Annotated in this window: 15 protein-coding genes; 6 read left to right on the plus strand and 9 right to left on the minus strand. The window is 43.6% G+C overall.

The annotated features are described in order from the left end of the window. Positions 1-71: 71 nt before the first annotated feature. Together FN831_RS18420 and FN831_RS18425 are read left to right on the plus strand one after the other, a co-directional pair. The gene (locus tag FN831_RS18420; protein ID WP_142529658.1) at positions 72-572 is read left to right on the plus strand and encodes a low affinity iron permease family protein; all 501 of its coding nucleotides are present in this window, start codon (positions 72-74) and stop codon (positions 570-572) included. Continuing rightward, complete coding sequence (locus FN831_RS18425) at positions 550-972, plus strand: GNAT family N-acetyltransferase (protein ID WP_142529659.1); 423 nt, start codon at positions 550-552, stop codon at positions 970-972. Before FN831_RS18420 ends, FN831_RS18425 begins: the two co-directional genes overlap by 23 nt. On the opposite strand, the gene FN831_RS18430 is transcribed toward FN831_RS18425, so the two are convergent. From FN831_RS18430 to FN831_RS18445, 4 genes are all read right to left on the minus strand, one after another. Further along, positions 973-1,821, minus strand: coding sequence for a hydroxymethylglutaryl-CoA lyase (locus FN831_RS18430; RefSeq protein WP_142529660.1), 849 nt, complete (start codon positions 1,819-1,821; stop codon positions 973-975). A gap of 138 nt (positions 1,822-1,959) precedes the next feature. Next, positions 1,960-4,911, minus strand: coding sequence for a protein translocase subunit SecDF (gene secDF, locus FN831_RS18435; protein ID WP_142529661.1), 2,952 nt, complete (start codon positions 4,909-4,911; stop codon positions 1,960-1,962). Between the two features lie 112 nt (positions 4,912-5,023). After that, entirely contained in the window at positions 5,024-5,509 is a 486-nt protein-coding gene (locus FN831_RS18440; RefSeq protein ID WP_142529662.1) for a dihydrofolate reductase, read from the minus strand. After that, entirely contained in the window at positions 5,506-6,300 is a 795-nt protein-coding gene (locus tag FN831_RS18445) for a thymidylate synthase (protein ID WP_142529663.1), read from the minus strand. The genes FN831_RS18440 and FN831_RS18445 overlap by 4 nt, the downstream gene beginning before the upstream one ends. Before the next feature lie 162 nt (positions 6,301-6,462). Here FN831_RS18445 and ispE point away from each other — a divergent pair, with 162 nt between their 5' ends. Together ispE and FN831_RS18455 are read left to right on the plus strand one after the other, a co-directional pair. Beyond that, a complete protein-coding gene (gene ispE, locus FN831_RS18450; RefSeq protein WP_142529664.1) occupies positions 6,463-7,266 on the plus strand; it encodes a 4-(cytidine 5'-diphospho)-2-C-methyl-D-erythritol kinase in 804 nt (267 codons plus the stop codon). A gap of 4 nt (positions 7,267-7,270) precedes the next feature. Next, entirely contained in the window at positions 7,271-7,687 is a 417-nt protein-coding gene (locus tag FN831_RS18455) for an OsmC family protein (protein ID WP_142529665.1), read from the plus strand. 4 nt (positions 7,688-7,691) lie between these two features. On the opposite strand, the gene FN831_RS18460 is transcribed toward FN831_RS18455, so the two are convergent. The 5 genes from FN831_RS18460 to tgt form a co-directional block, all read right to left on the minus strand. Next, positions 7,692-7,976, minus strand: coding sequence for a LapA family protein (locus tag FN831_RS18460; protein WP_142529666.1), 285 nt, complete (start codon positions 7,974-7,976; stop codon positions 7,692-7,694). A gap of 4 nt (positions 7,977-7,980) precedes the next feature. Beyond that, positions 7,981-10,791, minus strand: coding sequence for a TolB family protein (locus FN831_RS18465; RefSeq protein WP_142529667.1), 2,811 nt, complete (start codon positions 10,789-10,791; stop codon positions 7,981-7,983). A gap of 320 nt (positions 10,792-11,111) precedes the next feature. Then, positions 11,112-12,005, minus strand: coding sequence for a DMT family transporter (locus FN831_RS18470; protein ID WP_142529668.1), 894 nt, complete (start codon positions 12,003-12,005; stop codon positions 11,112-11,114). Next, complete coding sequence (locus FN831_RS18475; protein ID WP_142529669.1) at positions 12,005-13,108, minus strand: LptF/LptG family permease; 1,104 nt, start codon at positions 13,106-13,108, stop codon at positions 12,005-12,007. Before FN831_RS18475 ends, FN831_RS18470 begins: the two co-directional genes overlap by 1 nt. Then, complete coding sequence (gene tgt / locus FN831_RS18480; RefSeq protein ID WP_142529670.1) at positions 13,109-14,239, minus strand: tRNA guanosine(34) transglycosylase Tgt; 1,131 nt, start codon at positions 14,237-14,239, stop codon at positions 13,109-13,111. Positions 14,240-14,372: 133 nt separating this feature from the next. On the opposite strand from tgt, the gene FN831_RS18485 reads away from it, so the two are divergent. Continuing rightward, positions 14,373-15,494: a glycosyltransferase gene (locus tag FN831_RS18485; RefSeq protein WP_142529671.1), complete on the plus strand. Its 1,122-nt coding sequence runs from the start codon at positions 14,373-14,375 to the stop codon at positions 15,492-15,494. Then, on the plus strand, positions 15,485-16,117 hold the full coding sequence (gene rsmG / locus FN831_RS18490; RefSeq protein WP_142529672.1) for a 16S rRNA (guanine(527)-N(7))-methyltransferase RsmG: 633 nt from the start codon (positions 15,485-15,487) through the stop codon (positions 16,115-16,117). The genes FN831_RS18485 and rsmG overlap by 10 nt, the downstream gene beginning before the upstream one ends. Positions 16,118-16,155: the final 38 nt, after the last annotated feature.

A 16,155-nucleotide genomic window follows, 5' to 3' on the forward strand; every position in this document is an offset into this window, starting at 1 on the left:
CACGTATTTAACATTTGTCAGGACTGTTTAATCCATTTTAATGTTCAACTTTACGTGATAACACATAAGTCATGGAAGCAACAGTCGGCAAGAAAAATCTATTTGAAAAATTTTCAAATGCAGCTACAAAATTTACGGGGAGTTCCACAGCATTTGTGATTGCCCTGTTAACGGTGATCATCTGGGCTGTTACCGGTCCGCTCTTTCATTATTCAGAAACCTGGCAGCTGGTGATCAATACAGGAACTACAATCATCACATTCCTGATGGTATTCCTGATCCAGAAAGCACAGAATAAAGATGGTAAGGCCATCCAGCTGAAACTGAATGAATTGATTGCTGCCCATGAACGCGCAAGCAACAGAATGGTGGATATTGAAGACCTTACAGAAAAGGATCTGGACCAGTTGCATAAATTCTACGTTACATTGGCAGAACTTGCCAAACAAGAAACCGATATTCATTGTTCTCATTCCATAGATGCCGCCGAGGAAGTAAATGAGTATAAATCCAGGCATCTGCGTAAGCCTAAACCAAATAAAGAACACAATGGAAATACTGCAGGTAAATAAGATCAGGACCAAAGAAGAGCTTGAAAGCGCTTTTGCTGTCCGCAGAAAAGTCTTTGTAGAAGAGCAGGGAGTTCCCGCAGAACTGGAACTGGAAAATGAAGATGTTTCCGTACACTTTCTGGCTTTACTGGACAACCAGCCCTGTGGTGCCTGCCGTTATCGTAAAACCGATAAGGGCTATAAATTAGAACGTTTTGCCGTATTAAAAGAGTTCCGTAACAAGCGGGTAGGGCTCGCTATGGTTGCTGCTGTCCTGGATGATATCCCGGATGATGATCAGCCCATCTATTTAAACGCACAGAGCGATGCCGTGGGCCTGTATACCAAGTTCGGCTTTGCCATCGAGGGCGAGCAGTTTGAAGAAGCTGGTATTCAGCATTTCAGAATGGTAAAGAAATAATCAGATATTGAATACGGTGGTAGAAAGCGCTAAAGCTTCCTGCAGTTTAGCGAGATTAAGCTCTAGGTTTTCTCCCTGTTGTTGAAGGTAATTAATTACGTCCTCAGTGGCCATATTTCCTGTTAGGTCGTCCTTTGCCATCGGACAGCCGCCAAATCCCCTCAGCGCGCTGTCAAATCGCTTACAGCCGCTTTGATAAGCAGCTTCAATTTTTTCTATCCGGCTTTCCGGCGTACTGTGCAAATGAAGGCCAATCTCAGTTTCAGGGAAGCTGCGCATAAGCAAAGGCAGTAGTTGCTTTATCTGTGGAGGCGTGGATACACCTATGGTATCCGAAAGGGATAGGATTTTAGTGCCTTTCTCTACTAGTCTTCCCGCCCAGTCCTCAACGATTGCGGCATTATATTCATCCCCATAAGGATTTCCAAATCCCATAGAAAGATAAACCACTGCAGTTTTTCCATGCTTTTCACAAAGCTCCAGCATCTGCTCAACGGTTGTTAAAGACTCCAGGATACCGGAATTGGTGTTACGCCGCTGGAAGGTCTCAGACACAGAAAATGGAAAACCTATGTAACTGATCTCCGGGCAGGCCATCGCTTCATCTGCGCCTCTTAGATTGGCCACAATGGCCAGTAGCTTTGTAGCTGAGTAGCCAAGATCAAGCTGTGCAAGCACTTCTTTGGTATCCCTCAGTTGAGGAATCGCTTTTGGTGATACAAAGCTCCCGAAATCAATTGTATCAAAGCCTGTCTGCAAAAGCAGGTTGATATATTGTGCTTTGAGCGCTGTAGGAATGAACTCATGTATTCCCTGCATGGCATCTCTCGGGCATTCAATTAACTTCATAGCGCATCTGGTTAGGCTGCCAATTTAAACCAAAAATATGGGAATAAAAAAGCGCTTTAATAAAAATGCCCCCAGAAAGTGTCTAACTTTTTGGGGGCATTGCATTTTCAGGGAAACCCTGTCAGTATGATAAATATCTTAGCTCAATTTTGGTTTTTTTTGTCCCAGGTCGATTACGATAGGAGTAGAGATACACAGTGACGAGTACGTACCGATGATACGTCCGATCAGCAATGCAAAGATAAATCCGCGGATGCTTTCTCCACCAAAGATGAAGATCACCAGCAACACGAAGAATACAGTTAATGAGGTCAGGATGGTCCTGCTCAGCGTACTGTTCAGTGCGAAATTGATCAGTGTATTGCGTTCTTCACCGTAAAGATCATCTTTACCTGCTTCTGCAAGTTTCTCACGGATACGGTCAAATACTACAACAGTTTCTGTCATCGTGTAAGACATAACCGTTAGGATCGCCGCGATAAAGTCTTGACCGATCTCCAGAGAGAAAGGCAATACGCCATCAAGGATCGTATAGAATGATAATACAAGTAATACGTCATGGAACAATGCGATAACCGCACCTAAACCATAGTTCAGTTTCTTAAACCTTACGATGATATAGATAAACATGACCAGGCATGAGAACAGGATTGCTCCGTAAGCGCTGTACACTAAATCACTTGCGATGATCGGTCCAACTTTCTGGTTACTCTCAATGCTGTATTTTACACCTGTCGTAGCCAAACCACCTCTTAGTGCATCTTCAACCAGTTTATCAGCACCAGCGTCCTGATCAGTGATATGATAAGTAGTAGTGATTTTTAAGTCCTGGTTGTTACCAGCAGTTTTAACCTGCAGCTCTTCATTTTTAAAGCTTGGGGCTAGTTTAGCTTTCACATCTTCAGTATCCATTCCTTTATCGAAATGAACAATGTAAGTACGTCCGCCTTTAAAGTCGATACCCAACCTTAAACCACCGTTTTTGAAGTAGAAAACAATACCTAAAACAATGATGATCGAAGAGATCGTATAATAAAGCTTTCTGCGTCCAACAAAGTTGAAAGCGATATTTTTGAAAGCGTGGATTGTTGCTTTGTTACCAAAAGTAATGTTTGCGTTTTTGTTCAGTAGAGATTCAAACACCAAACGTGAGATCAGAACCGCACAGAAAAGTGATGACAGGATACCGATACAAAGTGTAGTTGCAAAACCTTGAACAGGTCCGCTACCAAAAACGTAAAGAATAATACCCAGGATCAAGATGGTAACGTTTGAGTCGATGATCGAAGGCATTGCATGTTTAAAACCTTCAGAGATCGAAGCAGCTGTGCTCTTACCGTGATTAAGTTCTTCCCTTACACGTTCAAAGATCAGGATGTTTGCATCCACTGATAAACCAATTACCAGAACGATACCGGCGATACCAGGTAAAGTCAGTACAGCTCCCAGTGAAACCAGGATACCCATAATGAAGAACAAGTTAATCACCAATGCAAGGTTAGCTACCCATCCGGCTTTGTTGTAATACAGCGCCATAAAGATCAGGATCACAACAAAGGCAAGTACAAATGAAAGCAAACCGTTGTCGATTGCAGCCTGTCCTAATGAAGGGCCAACTACAAACTCTCCAACAATACGTGCCGGAGCCGGTAATTTACCTGCTTTTAAAATATTCGCTAAATCCTGTGTTTCGTTTACTGTGAAATTACCTGTGATTGAAGAGATACCGTTAGGGATTTCATTCTGCACAGTAGGGGCAGAGTAAACTGCGTTGTCCAGAACAATTGCAATCGCTTTTTTATTGTTTGCATCGGCCGAAGCTTCAGCAGTAATTTTTTTCCATTTCTGAGCACCTTCGCCAGTCATGTACATGGTCACCTCAGGTTTACCTTTCTGATCGTAATCATGACGGGCATCGCTAATGGCTTCGCCACCTAAATCTGGTTTTCCATCAGGGTTGATAGATTTGATCGCATACATTTCGAAAACCTTGGTACCATCCATTGGCCTAACGCTCCACATGAATTTCATGCTTTGCGGAATGATCGCTGCAACTTCAGGTGTGCGGAAGTAAGCATTTACTTTGGCTGTATCTTTTTGTGCTACCCATCCAACAGTTGCACCCGGACGTAAAGCAGGCTGTCCGTTTTCGCCCTGGTAAGTAGGAATATTTAAAACAGCAAACAGCGGGTTGGTTTTTGCAAGTTCTTTAGTTTTCAGATCCAGAGAATCTTTACCGGTAGATTTTTTTGCAAGGTTAGCAAGAGCGCTTCCTTTTTTTGCTGAGGTATCTGCAGCCGCTGCAGTTGCAGTGGTATCTTTTACTACTGTAGCCAGTGTTTTGTTGATATTCTCCATGATAGAGTAAACCTCTTCATTTTGATATACCTGCCAGAACTGTAATTCTGCAGAACCTTGCAATAATTTATGGACCCTTTCTTTGTCCTGCACACCCGGCATCTCAATCAGGATACGGTTGGTACCTTCCTGTTTCTGCATGTTCGGGCTCACTACACCAAATCCGTCGATACGGCTTCTGATGATGATGAACGAACGGTCGATTGCGCTGGCAGCTTCTTTTTGTAAGTATGTTTTTACTTCAGCATTGCTGGCACTGGCCTTCAGCTGTTGCGCGTTATCCTGGTTAGAGAAAAAATCTGCAAGTTTTACATTAGGGCTGTTTTTTTCAAAGTCATTTACAAACAGGGAAATGAAATCTTTGCCACCTGCATTCAGCTGCGTTTGTGCGCTGGAGAGTGCTTTGTTGAAATTGGCATCATCAGTGTTGTTCGCTAAAGATTTTACCAGTTCACCTAACGAGATTTCCATCGTTACGTTCATACCGCCTTTAAGGTCGAGACCCAGGTTGATTTCTTTTCCTTTGCAGAACTGATAGTCAAATCCTAAAACAGGATAAACAGGTACAGCCGACATGGAGTCTAAATAAGCTTTTTCTTTAACCAGGTCACCTTTGGCATACGCTTTAGCGTCTTTTTCTACCTTCGATGTTACGAGATTGAACGAGAGTGAATACACACAGACAATACCTAATAGTATTGCCATAAATTTAATGAAACCTTTACCTTGCATTTTTTGTTTGTAATTATTTGTCTATGCTGTATTATTTTTCAACAAGTCGGCAAATCTAATTAATTTTTTAATTAATAGTCAGCCTTCTATAATATTTATTGAGGATAGTGAACTATTTACGGAGAAGGGTTGAAAATGTATAAGCCCAGGCATTTTTTTCATCCGGTTCAAAACTGATTTTATCAGTTTCTTCCCAGAAACGAGTATCTATAGGAGGAAAAAAGGTGTCTGCCTCAAAATTTCCTTTCACTACTGTCAGGTAAATTTTATCAGTGATGCCCATTGCCATTTTGTAGATTTCGGCACCTCCTACAATAAAGACCTCTTCATTTTCCTCACAGAGGGCGATTGCCGCATCGAGGTCGGTTACTACTTCTGCCCCTGGTATTTCCAGCGAGGCGTTGCGGCTAATGACAATATTCCTGCGGTTGGGCAGCGGCTTTCCTACAGAGTCGAAAGTCTTGCGCCCCATGATCACGGTATGCCCGCTGGTCGTGTCTTTAAAATGTTTGAGGTCTGCCGGCAGTCGCCATAACAACTGATTGTTTTTTCCGATGGCATGGTTTTCTGCGATCGCTACCATGATAGAAATGATCATACGGCAACTGCAGCTTTTATGTGCGGATGAGGTTCGTAACCTTTCAGATTGAAATCTTCGAACTTGAAACTGAAGATATCTTTTACTTCGGGATTGATTTCCATTACGGGCAGCGGTTTGGCATCCCTGCTCAATTGCAGCTTTGCCTGTTCAATATGGTTATTATATAAATGTGCGTCGCCCAGCGTATGAATAAAATCGCCATACTGCAGTCCGCATACCTGCGCAACCATCATAGTGAGCAAAGCATATGATGCGATATTGAAAGGTACGCCCAGGAAAATATCGGCACTGCGCTGATACAGCTGACAGCTTAATTTGCCATCGGCAACATAGAACTGAAAAAATGCATGGCATGGAGGTAAGGCCATGCTGTCAATTTCCGCGACATTCCATGCAGATACAATGATCCTTCGTGAATCGGGATTTTTCTTTATGGTATCGATGATCTTGCTGATCTGATCGATATGTCCGCCGTCAGGTGTCGGCCATGAGCGCCATTGCGAACCATAAACAGGTCCGAGGTTCCCATCTTCATCGGCCCATTCGTCCCAGATCTTTACATTGTTATCTTTTAAGTATTTAATATTTGTCTCACCACTCAGAAACCAGATCAGTTCATGAATGATTGATTTGAGGTGTAGTTTCTTAGTGGTTACCATAGGGAAGCCTTCCTGCAGGTTGAAACGCATCTGATAGCCGAAAACGCTGATGGTCCCTGTTCCTGTCCGGTCGTGTTTCTGTGCACCAGTATCCAGCACGTGCTGCATTAAATCCAGATATTGTTTCATGTATCGATATAACTTATTTGAACCATGTCCAGTGCATGATTCTGTTAGAGACATTGCTTAAGTTACAAAACTACTTATATTTTTTATTACTATAGTAATAATTACAGGCATCATGCGGGATCAAATCTTTAAGTTTGTGTCTTCAATCTTTAAAAATATACAATGCTTGCATTCGCGAATGCCAAGATCAACCTTGGCTTAAATGTAATCGAAAAAAGATCCGACGGTTATCATACGCTGGAAACGGTTTTTTATCCTGTAAAGATTTATGATACCATAGAAATCACCGATGCGGACACAACCTTCTGCGAGATCAGGGGCGTAGCTATACCCGGAGATAGCAAAGACAATCTGTGCCTGCAGGCCTACAATTTGCTGAAAAAAGATTTCGGCCTGCCTCCGCAACAGATTACGCTGTTTAAAAATATTCCGGTAGGCGCCGGACTTGGCGGTGGATCAGCTGATGCGGCCTTTCTGATCAAACTGGTTAACGATAAGTTCAAACTGGAATTGTCTGTAAATGCAATGGAAGACTATGCGCGGCTGCTTGGTGCGGACTGCGCATTTTTCATCGGTAACAAGCCGGTATATGCGACAGACCGCGGCGACCGGTTTGAGCCGCTGGATATTGATTTGTCTTCCTGGAATATGGTACTGGTGAAACCGCCGGTGCATGTATCTACCGCAGATGCTTTCAGAGGATTAAAGCCTGCCAGTCCTGCTGTCAATGTAAGAGAGCTGATGAGCCTGCCGCCTGATCAATGGAAAGAGGTAATGAAGAACGATTTTGAAGAAACAATATTCCGCAAATATCCCGAAATTGCGCAGCTGAAGGCCGATCTTTATCATGCGGGTGCAACATTCGCTTTGATGAGTGGCAGCGGTTCAAGTGTTTTTGCGATATTTGATCATCCGGTAACCCTTCCCGGATTAGAACAAACCAACAGGGTATTTTACGACATTTAAAACCATGGAAATTAACTTAGCAAGAAAAAATAAAAAATTTCATTTTGAGGCAGTAAACACAGAAGGGCAAACCGTAGGGATTGATGCAAATCCATCTATTGGCGGCGAGGGCAAAGGTTTCAGGCCAATGGAAATGTTGCTGGTTGGTTTGGGCGGCTGCAGTGCGATTGACATGATCAATATGTTAACCAAACAGAAAGAACCGCTGGATGATGTGAAAATCAAAATCACTGCTACCCGTAAGGACGATGAGATCCCGGCGATCTTTGATGTGATCAATATCCACTTTGACATGTTTGGCGCGCTGAGTGTTCAGAAAGTTGAAAGAGCACTGGATCTTACTTTTGACAAGTACTGTTCTGTGTCAAATATTATCGGCCGTTCAGCTGAGATTAAGTTCTCTTATGAAATTCATGCCTGAGATACTAACTGATATACTCTCTGTCTTCTTCGCTCAAACCATCTTTGGGTTCTGAGTTAAACTTATCCTGGTCTGCCGGCCTGTCGTCATAAGTACTGATGACAGTTCTCGGTTTGGCTGCCATGTAACCCAGGATGAATCCGATAAAAGTACACACACCTACTACAACCAGTTTTGAAATCTGTCCTTTGGTGACGATAAAGTCAAATTCAACAGCATCTGTATTGATCATTAAAAAAACAGTGATCAAAATAGTGAAAATGATGATAAAGATGGTTTTGGTGCGCATAATTTTAGAATGTGTAGTTTAACATGACTTCAAATATAGGATTCTGATTGTATTCCTGATTCACAAACACAATTCTTGTGCCTACATCCAGTACCGGCGAATAACGCAGGATATTCATATTGCTGTGGAGTTCAAATCCGTAAGTTTTTGGCTGTGACAGTTTAGTGCCCTGGCCGATGTTTTCATAGTGACAGAATACACCGCCCCTGACGTTTGTGATGTAGGCAAGCGGGCCGATCTCTGCATCAGGAAAGGCAATCGGGAAACGGTAGTTTAACAGCAGGGTGTTTCTAAGTTTATCTTTGGCCCGGATATTATTGTATCCATAAACTGTATTGATGGCCGCGTTATAAATCCAGATGCCCGAAGTTTCCTGATAATTGAAATTGGCAAGGAAAGTATGGTTCCTGGCAAATCCTGGGAAATAAGCAAAGCCCTCTGCGGCAAAAAGATTACCGGCAAGTTTGTTGTCAAAAGGCTGGGTCAGGTAAGTGAAACGAAGTACCTGTGCCCACTTCGGCGCGATATCCCTTTCCGCAGTGCGGATGGAGTGCGTAAAGCTAAATCCTGTTTCCAGCGGGAAACTTAGCTTTTTGATAAAGTTGGCCGGCATCGATGCTGCATCGTACCGCTGGGTATAGCTTGTCCCTGCATCTACAGAAAAATCGAAAAAATGGTTTTGTGCAGTCAGGGTCAGCGGAACCTGCACGTTTAGCCGGTAATAGTTTTCCCTGAAGTCGCCCTGTTGTGTGCCGTTATTGGTTTCGTAAAAAAATCTGCGCGGCCTGTTGTTGTAGGTAAGATTGAATATCGGGTATAAGCTTTTAAAGCTGATGCCTGCGTTGTATTCCACTCTGCCCAGGTCGCGATGGTAATCTACGCCCAGCTGGGTATCAAAAGTATTCAGCAGGTTATTCGATTTAAGTCTCAGGCCAAAGAGATATTCATCTTCTACCTGAGGGCTGATACTGTGGAAGTGCAGCAGGTGTCCCAGTCTTTTGTAGCTGGAAGAGTTGAAAGTACTGTCCGGTACCACATCAAACACGTTGCCCGTGTTTTCCTGCTTCGCAGCTGCGGCGCCAAAAAACACGAAGTTATTTTTCCCGGCATCTGCAGGTTCAATCCTGGTTTTCGAGATCTCATAACCGTAGAGGTTAAAATTATTGAAAAGGATACTGTCAGTGCCCGGAATTTTCGTGGGATTAAAGGCTCCGTATTTAGAGGCGCTCAGAGCGCTTATTTTTCCTGAGTTGATATCTACGTTGTAAATGTTGTCAATTCCGCTGTAGTGTGCGTTAAATGCGATATTACGGTCAATAAATACCGGCCTGCTCAGTTGCTGCGGAGTTTCGCTGATGATTTTTCGTGTTTTACCGTTCTGATCAACCGTCCAGATTGCTTTTCCCAGTTCAGAAACGCTCACATAGGTAATCATGGAACCGTCGCTGCTGAATGAAGGTGTCTGGATCAGTAGGTTTTCAGGATTTGGGAAGCTGCGGAGAATCCTTCCGTTTTCAGCATCCAATACGATCATGCTTACTTTATTGCTGAGGTCTATACTTACTGCAACGATCTTTGTGCCGTCAGCCGAGAGGGTGGGGGAGAAGATGCGTGACCTGGACGTCAGCTTCTTAACTTTTCCCGACTTCAGGTCGTAACTGCAGATGACGCTAAAACTCCTTCTCAGGAACCTGCCGTCATATCTCACTTCGTCCCATACGGCCTTGCCATTCGCATAACTGAACCAGGGCTGTTCCTGCTGGCCTATGCGCAGTAGTCGGTGTTCGTTTTTATCCTGATCAATCAGTACCAGCACGGCTGTCTCTGCTTTGCTGTCTTTCAGTGCCAGGATTTTTCCATCCGGCATTTTTGCCGGGAGGTAGTAGTTCGTTGCAAACTTTGCCTCAGAGTTGAGTGAAGGATAGCTGACAGATGGTGTAAGGCCGGCCTGGATCTGCCAATCGTTCCTCAGTTTTACCGTCAGGGAATCATACCATTGCTTTGCAGTTTTTCCGGTATATTTCTTCATGCTTCCTGCCAGCGGGTAAAGCCGCACAGGACGCTTTTTTATGTCGGTAAGCAGACTGTCGATAATGTACTTTCCTGCATGTTCGCGCAGGGTGGAAATCATCAGGTATCCCAGCTGGTAATAGCCAGGAGTTACGTCTTTTTCTGAGCCGAATGCCGACTTGCTGTAGGAGTAATTTTTACCATTCAGGATTGCTGTTCTGTAGGGCATGATCCAGCTTGGCTGGCGGCCCCTGCCTACGTTGGTGAGCGAGGTTTCCGTACTCACAGCATCGCCCTCAAAAAACCAGAGCGGCAGGCTTACGCCCATCCATGCAAAATAGGCTTCTTCAGGAAAAGGATGTTCCTTCCCGCCAGTCAGTTTATCAAATTGTGCAACATGCCGCAGCTCGTGGACGGCGAGGTTATTGAGCCAGTCCTGGCTGTCAAATGACTGCGGCGGAGTAGTAAAGAATTCAGACTTCTTGGGGGCCAGCTGGACAAAGCCATTTGCGATTACCCCCCGGTTCTGAAGGATGATCGGGACCCTTGCTTTTTTGACGCCAAGACTACCGCCAACACGGCCAAAAATGCCGGGTATTGTATTGGCCATTCGCTGGGCCTCAGTCTCCAGCTCAACAGGGTAAATAATCCTGAAGCCGGAAGTGTTGATCTCTCTCCATTTTACACTAAAAGGGTTCTGTTCGCTATCGTAAACCTGAGCTTGTGCTGTATCTGATATTAATATTGAGGTGACTAAAATTAAGATACTGAGTATAAGAATTCTATAGTGTATTTTAAATTGCATTGATTAGGTTTACTAAAATATTTAGTTTTTTATAGTGGTCGGGTTTTGTACCGATGTAGTTTAACTGATTAAATAAATAATGTAAAAATCTCATTATTATCTATTTATGATAAATTATTTTTTTGGCAATGCTGTGTATTATATGAATAAACAATAGTTTTTGTGAATAGTTTTTACTTTACTTTTATCAATCGTAATCCCTTTAGAAAGGATGGGCTGAAGTTACACTATTTCAATTGCATACATGCAACTTTTAATGATGTTTAACATTTCAGATGTAAAGCAAATAAGGCTGGGAGAGGACAGGTTTCAGGCAATAATCAAGCCTTGCTCCTGCGTTTTTTATAGATTGGGTAGAGGAAAACAGCACCCAGGATCAGGGCAGATCCCATGTAAAATCCGGCAGACATCGTTTCTTTGTGGCCAAAGAAAATGAAGGCCAGTATGATGCCGTATACGGGTTCAAGGTTGCTGATCAGGGCTACCCTGAAAGCAGATAATGTACGCATCACAGAAACCCCCGCAATATAAGCAAGAGCAGTACAGATGGTGCCAAGAATGAACAGGTATATCCAGTCGGATACACTCAGGTTGAAGTGTTCCTGCAGCAGGCTTTTGTCCAGTAAACGGTAAACGGTGATCCAGAAAAATGCACCGGAAAGTTCGTAAAATCCAATCACCCTGGCATCACTTTTCTTGGCGAAATTAGAGTTGATAATGGAGAATAAACTGGCTGCTCCCGCTGCCGAAAGTCCCAGGATAATACCCGAAGTATAGTGTGATTCAAATTTGAAAATCAGGTAAATTCCGCAGATGATCACCAGGCCGATAAAGATATCTCCTGCCTGCAATGCGGTCTTCTTGATCAGCGGTTCCAGTACCGCTGTGAACAGCGTAAATGAGGACAGGCAGACCAGCGTAACAGATACCGTGGATGCTTTGATCGCGCCGAAAAATAAGATCCAGTGAAGGGCTACAATAGCGCCTGTGAAGAAGAACTGCAGGAATTGTGCAGTGCTTACTTTAAGGTTTAAGCCGCTTACTTTAAAATAAATGAACAGGGTGATGCTGGCAATCATTACACGGTACCATACCATCTGTACCGCACCGATAGAGATAAGCGCGCCCAGTATCCCTGTAAAGCCCCAGATGAAGACGGTGAAATGCAGGATAAGAAGATTTTTATTGACGTCTGAGAGCGTTTTTGCGGTCATTATTTTGGTGCTTTTTTTAACAGGTAAAGTCCAAGTAACCCAAAAAAGATCGTTGGTATCAGTACCGCCAGCAGGGGCGGGATGCCCCCTTTGAGGGAGAACATTTTGGCAAACTGGTTTAATACAATATAGAGAAAACTGAGGACAATACCAATCCCCAATGGCAGCCCTACTCCCCCTCTTACCTTCCTGGATGAGAGTGCCACCCCGATCAATGTAAGTACAAAGGCAGAAAGCGGCTGGAACCAGCGTTTATATTGTTCAAACAGGAGGTCGTTCCAGATCCCCGAGCCCCTCACCTTTTCTTTTCTGATCTTATCAGAAAGTTCCTGGTTACTGAGGTTTTCATAGACATTTTCGTAGGCGGAGAAGTCATCCGGGCGCATGTCCAGGACGGTATCTTTTTCTTTGGCCAAACCAGCCACCATCGTCTCTTTAAGGCCTTTTACATACCTGATCGAATAATTGGTCAGCTTCCAGCTGTGTTTAAGCGAATCCCATTTGATCTGGTCTGCAATCAATTTTTTCGTGAGCACATCACCGTTGAAATTATCAAGAGAGAATCGGTATCCCGACTTGGTTTTATTGTTGAAATCATCAATATAGATATAGGTGCTTTCATCCAGTTTCATGTGGATATTTGTTTTGCTGGGCGAATCGTTTTTCTTGATATACGTATTCTCAAAGCTGTTTTTGAGCTGATTGGTATATGGAAGAATGTAGAGGTTGGCTCCCAGATTGGCTGCGAAGATGATAAAAGCAGATACAAAATAGGGGAGCAGGAAGCGGTTAAAGCTTACCCCGCCGCTCAGTATCGGAACAATCTCGGTCTGGTCGGCCATCTTTGCCGTAAAAAAGATTACCGCAATAAAGTTGATCAGCGGCGAGAGCATGTTTACATAAAACGGGATCGAGCCCGCGTAATACAGGGTAATCACTTGCCAGAAGGACAGGTTGTTGCCCAGGAAATCATCAAGTTTCTCAGACAGGTCAAAAATAATAATGATGATTACAAAAATGGACAGGGTATAAATAAATGTACCCAGGTATTTGCCAATAATATAGCCGTCAATAATTTTTAATCTGCTTTTGAAGATGCTCATTTATAGTTTATTCCCTAAGATAGTCACCATTTTATTTTTCCAGGCGTAAAACTCGCCCGAAATGATTTTTTCCCTGGCTTCTTTTACCAGCCAAAGGTAAAAATGGAGGTTATGCAATGTTGCTATTTGAGCGCCCAGCATCTCTTTTGAGTGCATCAGATGCCTCAGGTAAGCTTTGGAATATACCTGATCAGCATACAGGTCGCTTTCTTCATCTATTGGCGAGAAATCATCCGCCCATTTTTTATTGCCGATGTTGATAATCCCGTTTCTTGTAAAAAGCATGCCATTCCGCGCATTCCTGGTGGGCATCACACAATCAAACATATCGATACCCAGTGCAATGTTTTCCAGGATATTGATCGGTGTGCCCACGCCCATGAGATAACGTGGTTTTTCAACGGGCAGTATATTGCATACTACTTCAGTCATGGCGTACATTTCTTCGGCTGGCTCCCCTACAGAAAGGCCACCAATGGCGTTTCCTTCGCGGTCCATCGAAGCGATAAATTCGGCAGATTTCATCCGCAGGTCCTTGTAAACCGAGCCCTGTACGATAGGGAACAGGGTCTGGTCAAATCCGTATTTTGGTTCTGTGGTATCAAAGCGTTTGCAGCAGCGTTTCAGCCACCTGTGCGTCATGTTGATGGAGTTGGCCGCGTATTTATAATCGCATGGATAGGGGGTACATTCATCAAACGCCATGATAATATCCGCACCAATCGTACGCTGAATATCCATGGCATATTCCGGACTGAACAGGTGTTTTGATCCGTCGATATGTGAGCGAAAGGTTACCCCTTCTTCCTTGATCTTGTTTACTTTGCTCAGTGAGTATACCTGGTATCCGCCGCTGTCTGTTAAAATAGGACGGTCCCAGCCGATAAACTTGTGCAGCCCACCTGCTCCTTCAATCACACCCAGTCCTGGTCTGAGGTATAAATGATAGGTGTTGCCTAAAATTATTTTTGCATCAATATCCTCTTTCAGCTCGCGCTGGTGTACCGCTTTGACCGTTCCGGCCGTGCCAACCGGCATGAAAATAGGGGTTTGGATGTCGCCATGAGCAGTAGTAACTACTCCTGCCCTGGCTTTAGACTGTGTATCGCTGGCCTGTAAGGTAAATTTCATAAATGTGTGTACGATTCGAAAAATCTCGGCAAAAATAGCAAAAAACACCCGGTTTACCGCTTAAATTTTTTATCAACATACAGCTGCATTACAGATTAAAAATCAGAAATTTGACCTCTTTCAAAAATACATCGTGGAATTAACCTTATCAGAGAGCTGCCTGCTGGGCGCCCTCATTTTTTGTTTTGTCATTCAGCTCTATTTCATTCTGTTCGTTCATTTAAAACTGGCGCTTGTTAAGGTTGAAAATATTCCGGCATCTGCCCCGAAGCCTATCAGTGTGATCATTTGCGCGCGCAATGAGGCCGAAAACCTGAAGCAGTATTTACCTTATGTGCTGCATCAGGAATATCCCGACTTTGAGGTAATCGTAGTAAACGACCGCTCCTGGGATAAGACCAGGGAGGTACTGGAAGGCTTTTCTGCTGAGTACAGGCACCTAAAAGTAGTTACAGTGGCTGAAGGTGAGAAGTTTATTGCCGGTAAGAAATTTGCCGTAACCATGGGCATTAAGGCATCGGCTAATGAATGGCTGGTGTTTACCGATGCAGACTGCCAGCCGGCAACAGAGCATTGGCTCAGGGGTATGCAGCAGCCCGAAAATGAAAACACAGAAATTGTACTGGGCTATTCTCCCTATTTCGGTAAACGCGGATTACTCAACAGCCTCATCCGTTTCGAAACCTTTTTTACCGCTGTAAACTACCTGTCTTTCGCGCTGAAGGGCATGCCTTATATGGGGGTGGGAAGAAATATGGCCTACAAAAAATCTCTTTTTTTTAAGAAGAAAGGTTTTGCCGCACACATGCACATCCCTTCGGGAGATGATGATCTTTTTGTGAATGCACATGCCAACCGCAATAATACAGAGATCCGCATCCATCCGGATACCCATGTATGGTCGGCCCCCAATACTACTTTCGGTGCCTACCTGAAACAGAAAAAAAGGCATTTCGGCGCAGGCAAGTTATATAAACCTGCCCATAAGTTTATCCTTTCCGCGCAGATCATTATCCAGTTCCTGTTTTACACGGTATTTGTTGCTGCTTTGTGCTTTAAACCTGCCAATTACATCGCAGGAGGGATATTTATCCTTAGCCTGATCATCAGGAGCTTTATTTATCCGCGTCTTTTAAAGCGGCTGAATTATCCTGGTTTAAGGTGGTGGTTCCCCATTCTGGATATTCTTCTGTTCATTTTCTTAGTGTTTAATGGCATTCTGTCTATATTTGTTAAAAAAGTAAAGTGGAAATAAGCTCAGCCCTCATTCAAAAGTATTTTAAAGATCTTAGCGAAGATCAGATTGCAAAGTTTGATCAGTTGTATGATCTGTACAGTTTTTGGAATGCCCAGATCAATGTAATCTCGAGAAAAGATATCGAAGAATTGTACGAACGCCATATCCTGCACTCTCTCGGAATCGCAAAATTCTGTTCTTTTAAACCGGGTACAAAAGTACTTGATGTAGGTACAGGTGGTGGTTTTCCTGGTATTCCGCTGGCTATATTGTTTCCTGAGACACAGTTTCACCTGGTAGATTCAATAGGAAAAAAGATCAAAGTAGTTACCGAGGTAGCTGCGGCTTTGGGATTAAGCAATGTAAAGGCTTCACATCTGCGTGCAGAACAGGTTACAGACCAGTATGATTTTGTGGTTTCGCGGGCGGTAACACGTTTGGGCGAGTTCTATCCCTGGATTAAAGGGAAGTTCCTTAAACAATCTAATCACGCCATCGCTAACGGGATTTTGTACCTGAAGGGTGGTGAGCTTACTGAAGAAATCAAAGAGTCTAAGCTAAAAGCGGAGCTTTATCCGTTGTCGGCTTACTTCGAAGAGGATTTTTTTGAAACCAAATATGTAGTTTATATCCCTCAATAGGTTAAATCAGGCTTTCCTAAAAATTTGTAAAAAAGGTT

The organism is Pedobacter westerhofensis (genome assembly GCF_900182595.1).
Classification (GTDB): Bacteria; Bacteroidota; Bacteroidia; order Sphingobacteriales; family Sphingobacteriaceae; genus Pedobacter; species Pedobacter westerhofensis.

Bases quoted from the DNA above. Each gene is read 5' to 3' on its own strand.
- FN831_RS18465 (WP_142529667.1), bottom strand. From the start codon at position 10,791: ATGCAATTTAAAATACACTATAGAATTCTTATACTCAGTATCTTAATT.
- secDF (WP_142529661.1), bottom strand. From the start codon at position 4,911: ATGCAAGGTAAAGGTTTCATTAAATTTATGGCAATACTATTAGGTATT.
- FN831_RS18420 (WP_142529658.1), top strand. From the start codon at position 72: ATGGAAGCAACAGTCGGCAAGAAAAATCTATTTGAAAAATTTTCAAAT.
- FN831_RS18430 (WP_142529660.1), bottom strand. From the start codon at position 1,821: ATGAAGTTAATTGAATGCCCGAGAGATGCCATGCAGGGAATACATGAG.
- FN831_RS18475 (WP_142529669.1), bottom strand. From the start codon at position 13,108: ATGAGCATCTTCAAAAGCAGATTAAAAATTATTGACGGCTATATTATT.
- FN831_RS18425 (WP_142529659.1), top strand. From the start codon at position 550: ATGGAAATACTGCAGGTAAATAAGATCAGGACCAAAGAAGAGCTTGAA.
- tgt (WP_142529670.1), bottom strand. From the start codon at position 14,239: ATGAAATTTACCTTACAGGCCAGCGATACACAGTCTAAAGCCAGGGCA.
- FN831_RS18470 (WP_142529668.1), bottom strand. From the start codon at position 12,005: ATGACCGCAAAAACGCTCTCAGACGTCAATAAAAATCTTCTTATCCTG.
- ispE (WP_142529664.1), top strand. From the start codon at position 6,463: ATGCTTGCATTCGCGAATGCCAAGATCAACCTTGGCTTAAATGTAATC.
- FN831_RS18455 (WP_142529665.1), top strand. From the start codon at position 7,271: ATGGAAATTAACTTAGCAAGAAAAAATAAAAAATTTCATTTTGAGGCA.
- FN831_RS18460 (WP_142529666.1), bottom strand. From the start codon at position 7,976: ATGCGCACCAAAACCATCTTTATCATCATTTTCACTATTTTGATCACT.
- FN831_RS18440 (WP_142529662.1), bottom strand. From the start codon at position 5,509: ATGATCATTTCTATCATGGTAGCGATCGCAGAAAACCATGCCATCGGA.
- FN831_RS18445 (WP_142529663.1), bottom strand. From the start codon at position 6,300: ATGAAACAATATCTGGATTTAATGCAGCACGTGCTGGATACTGGTGCA.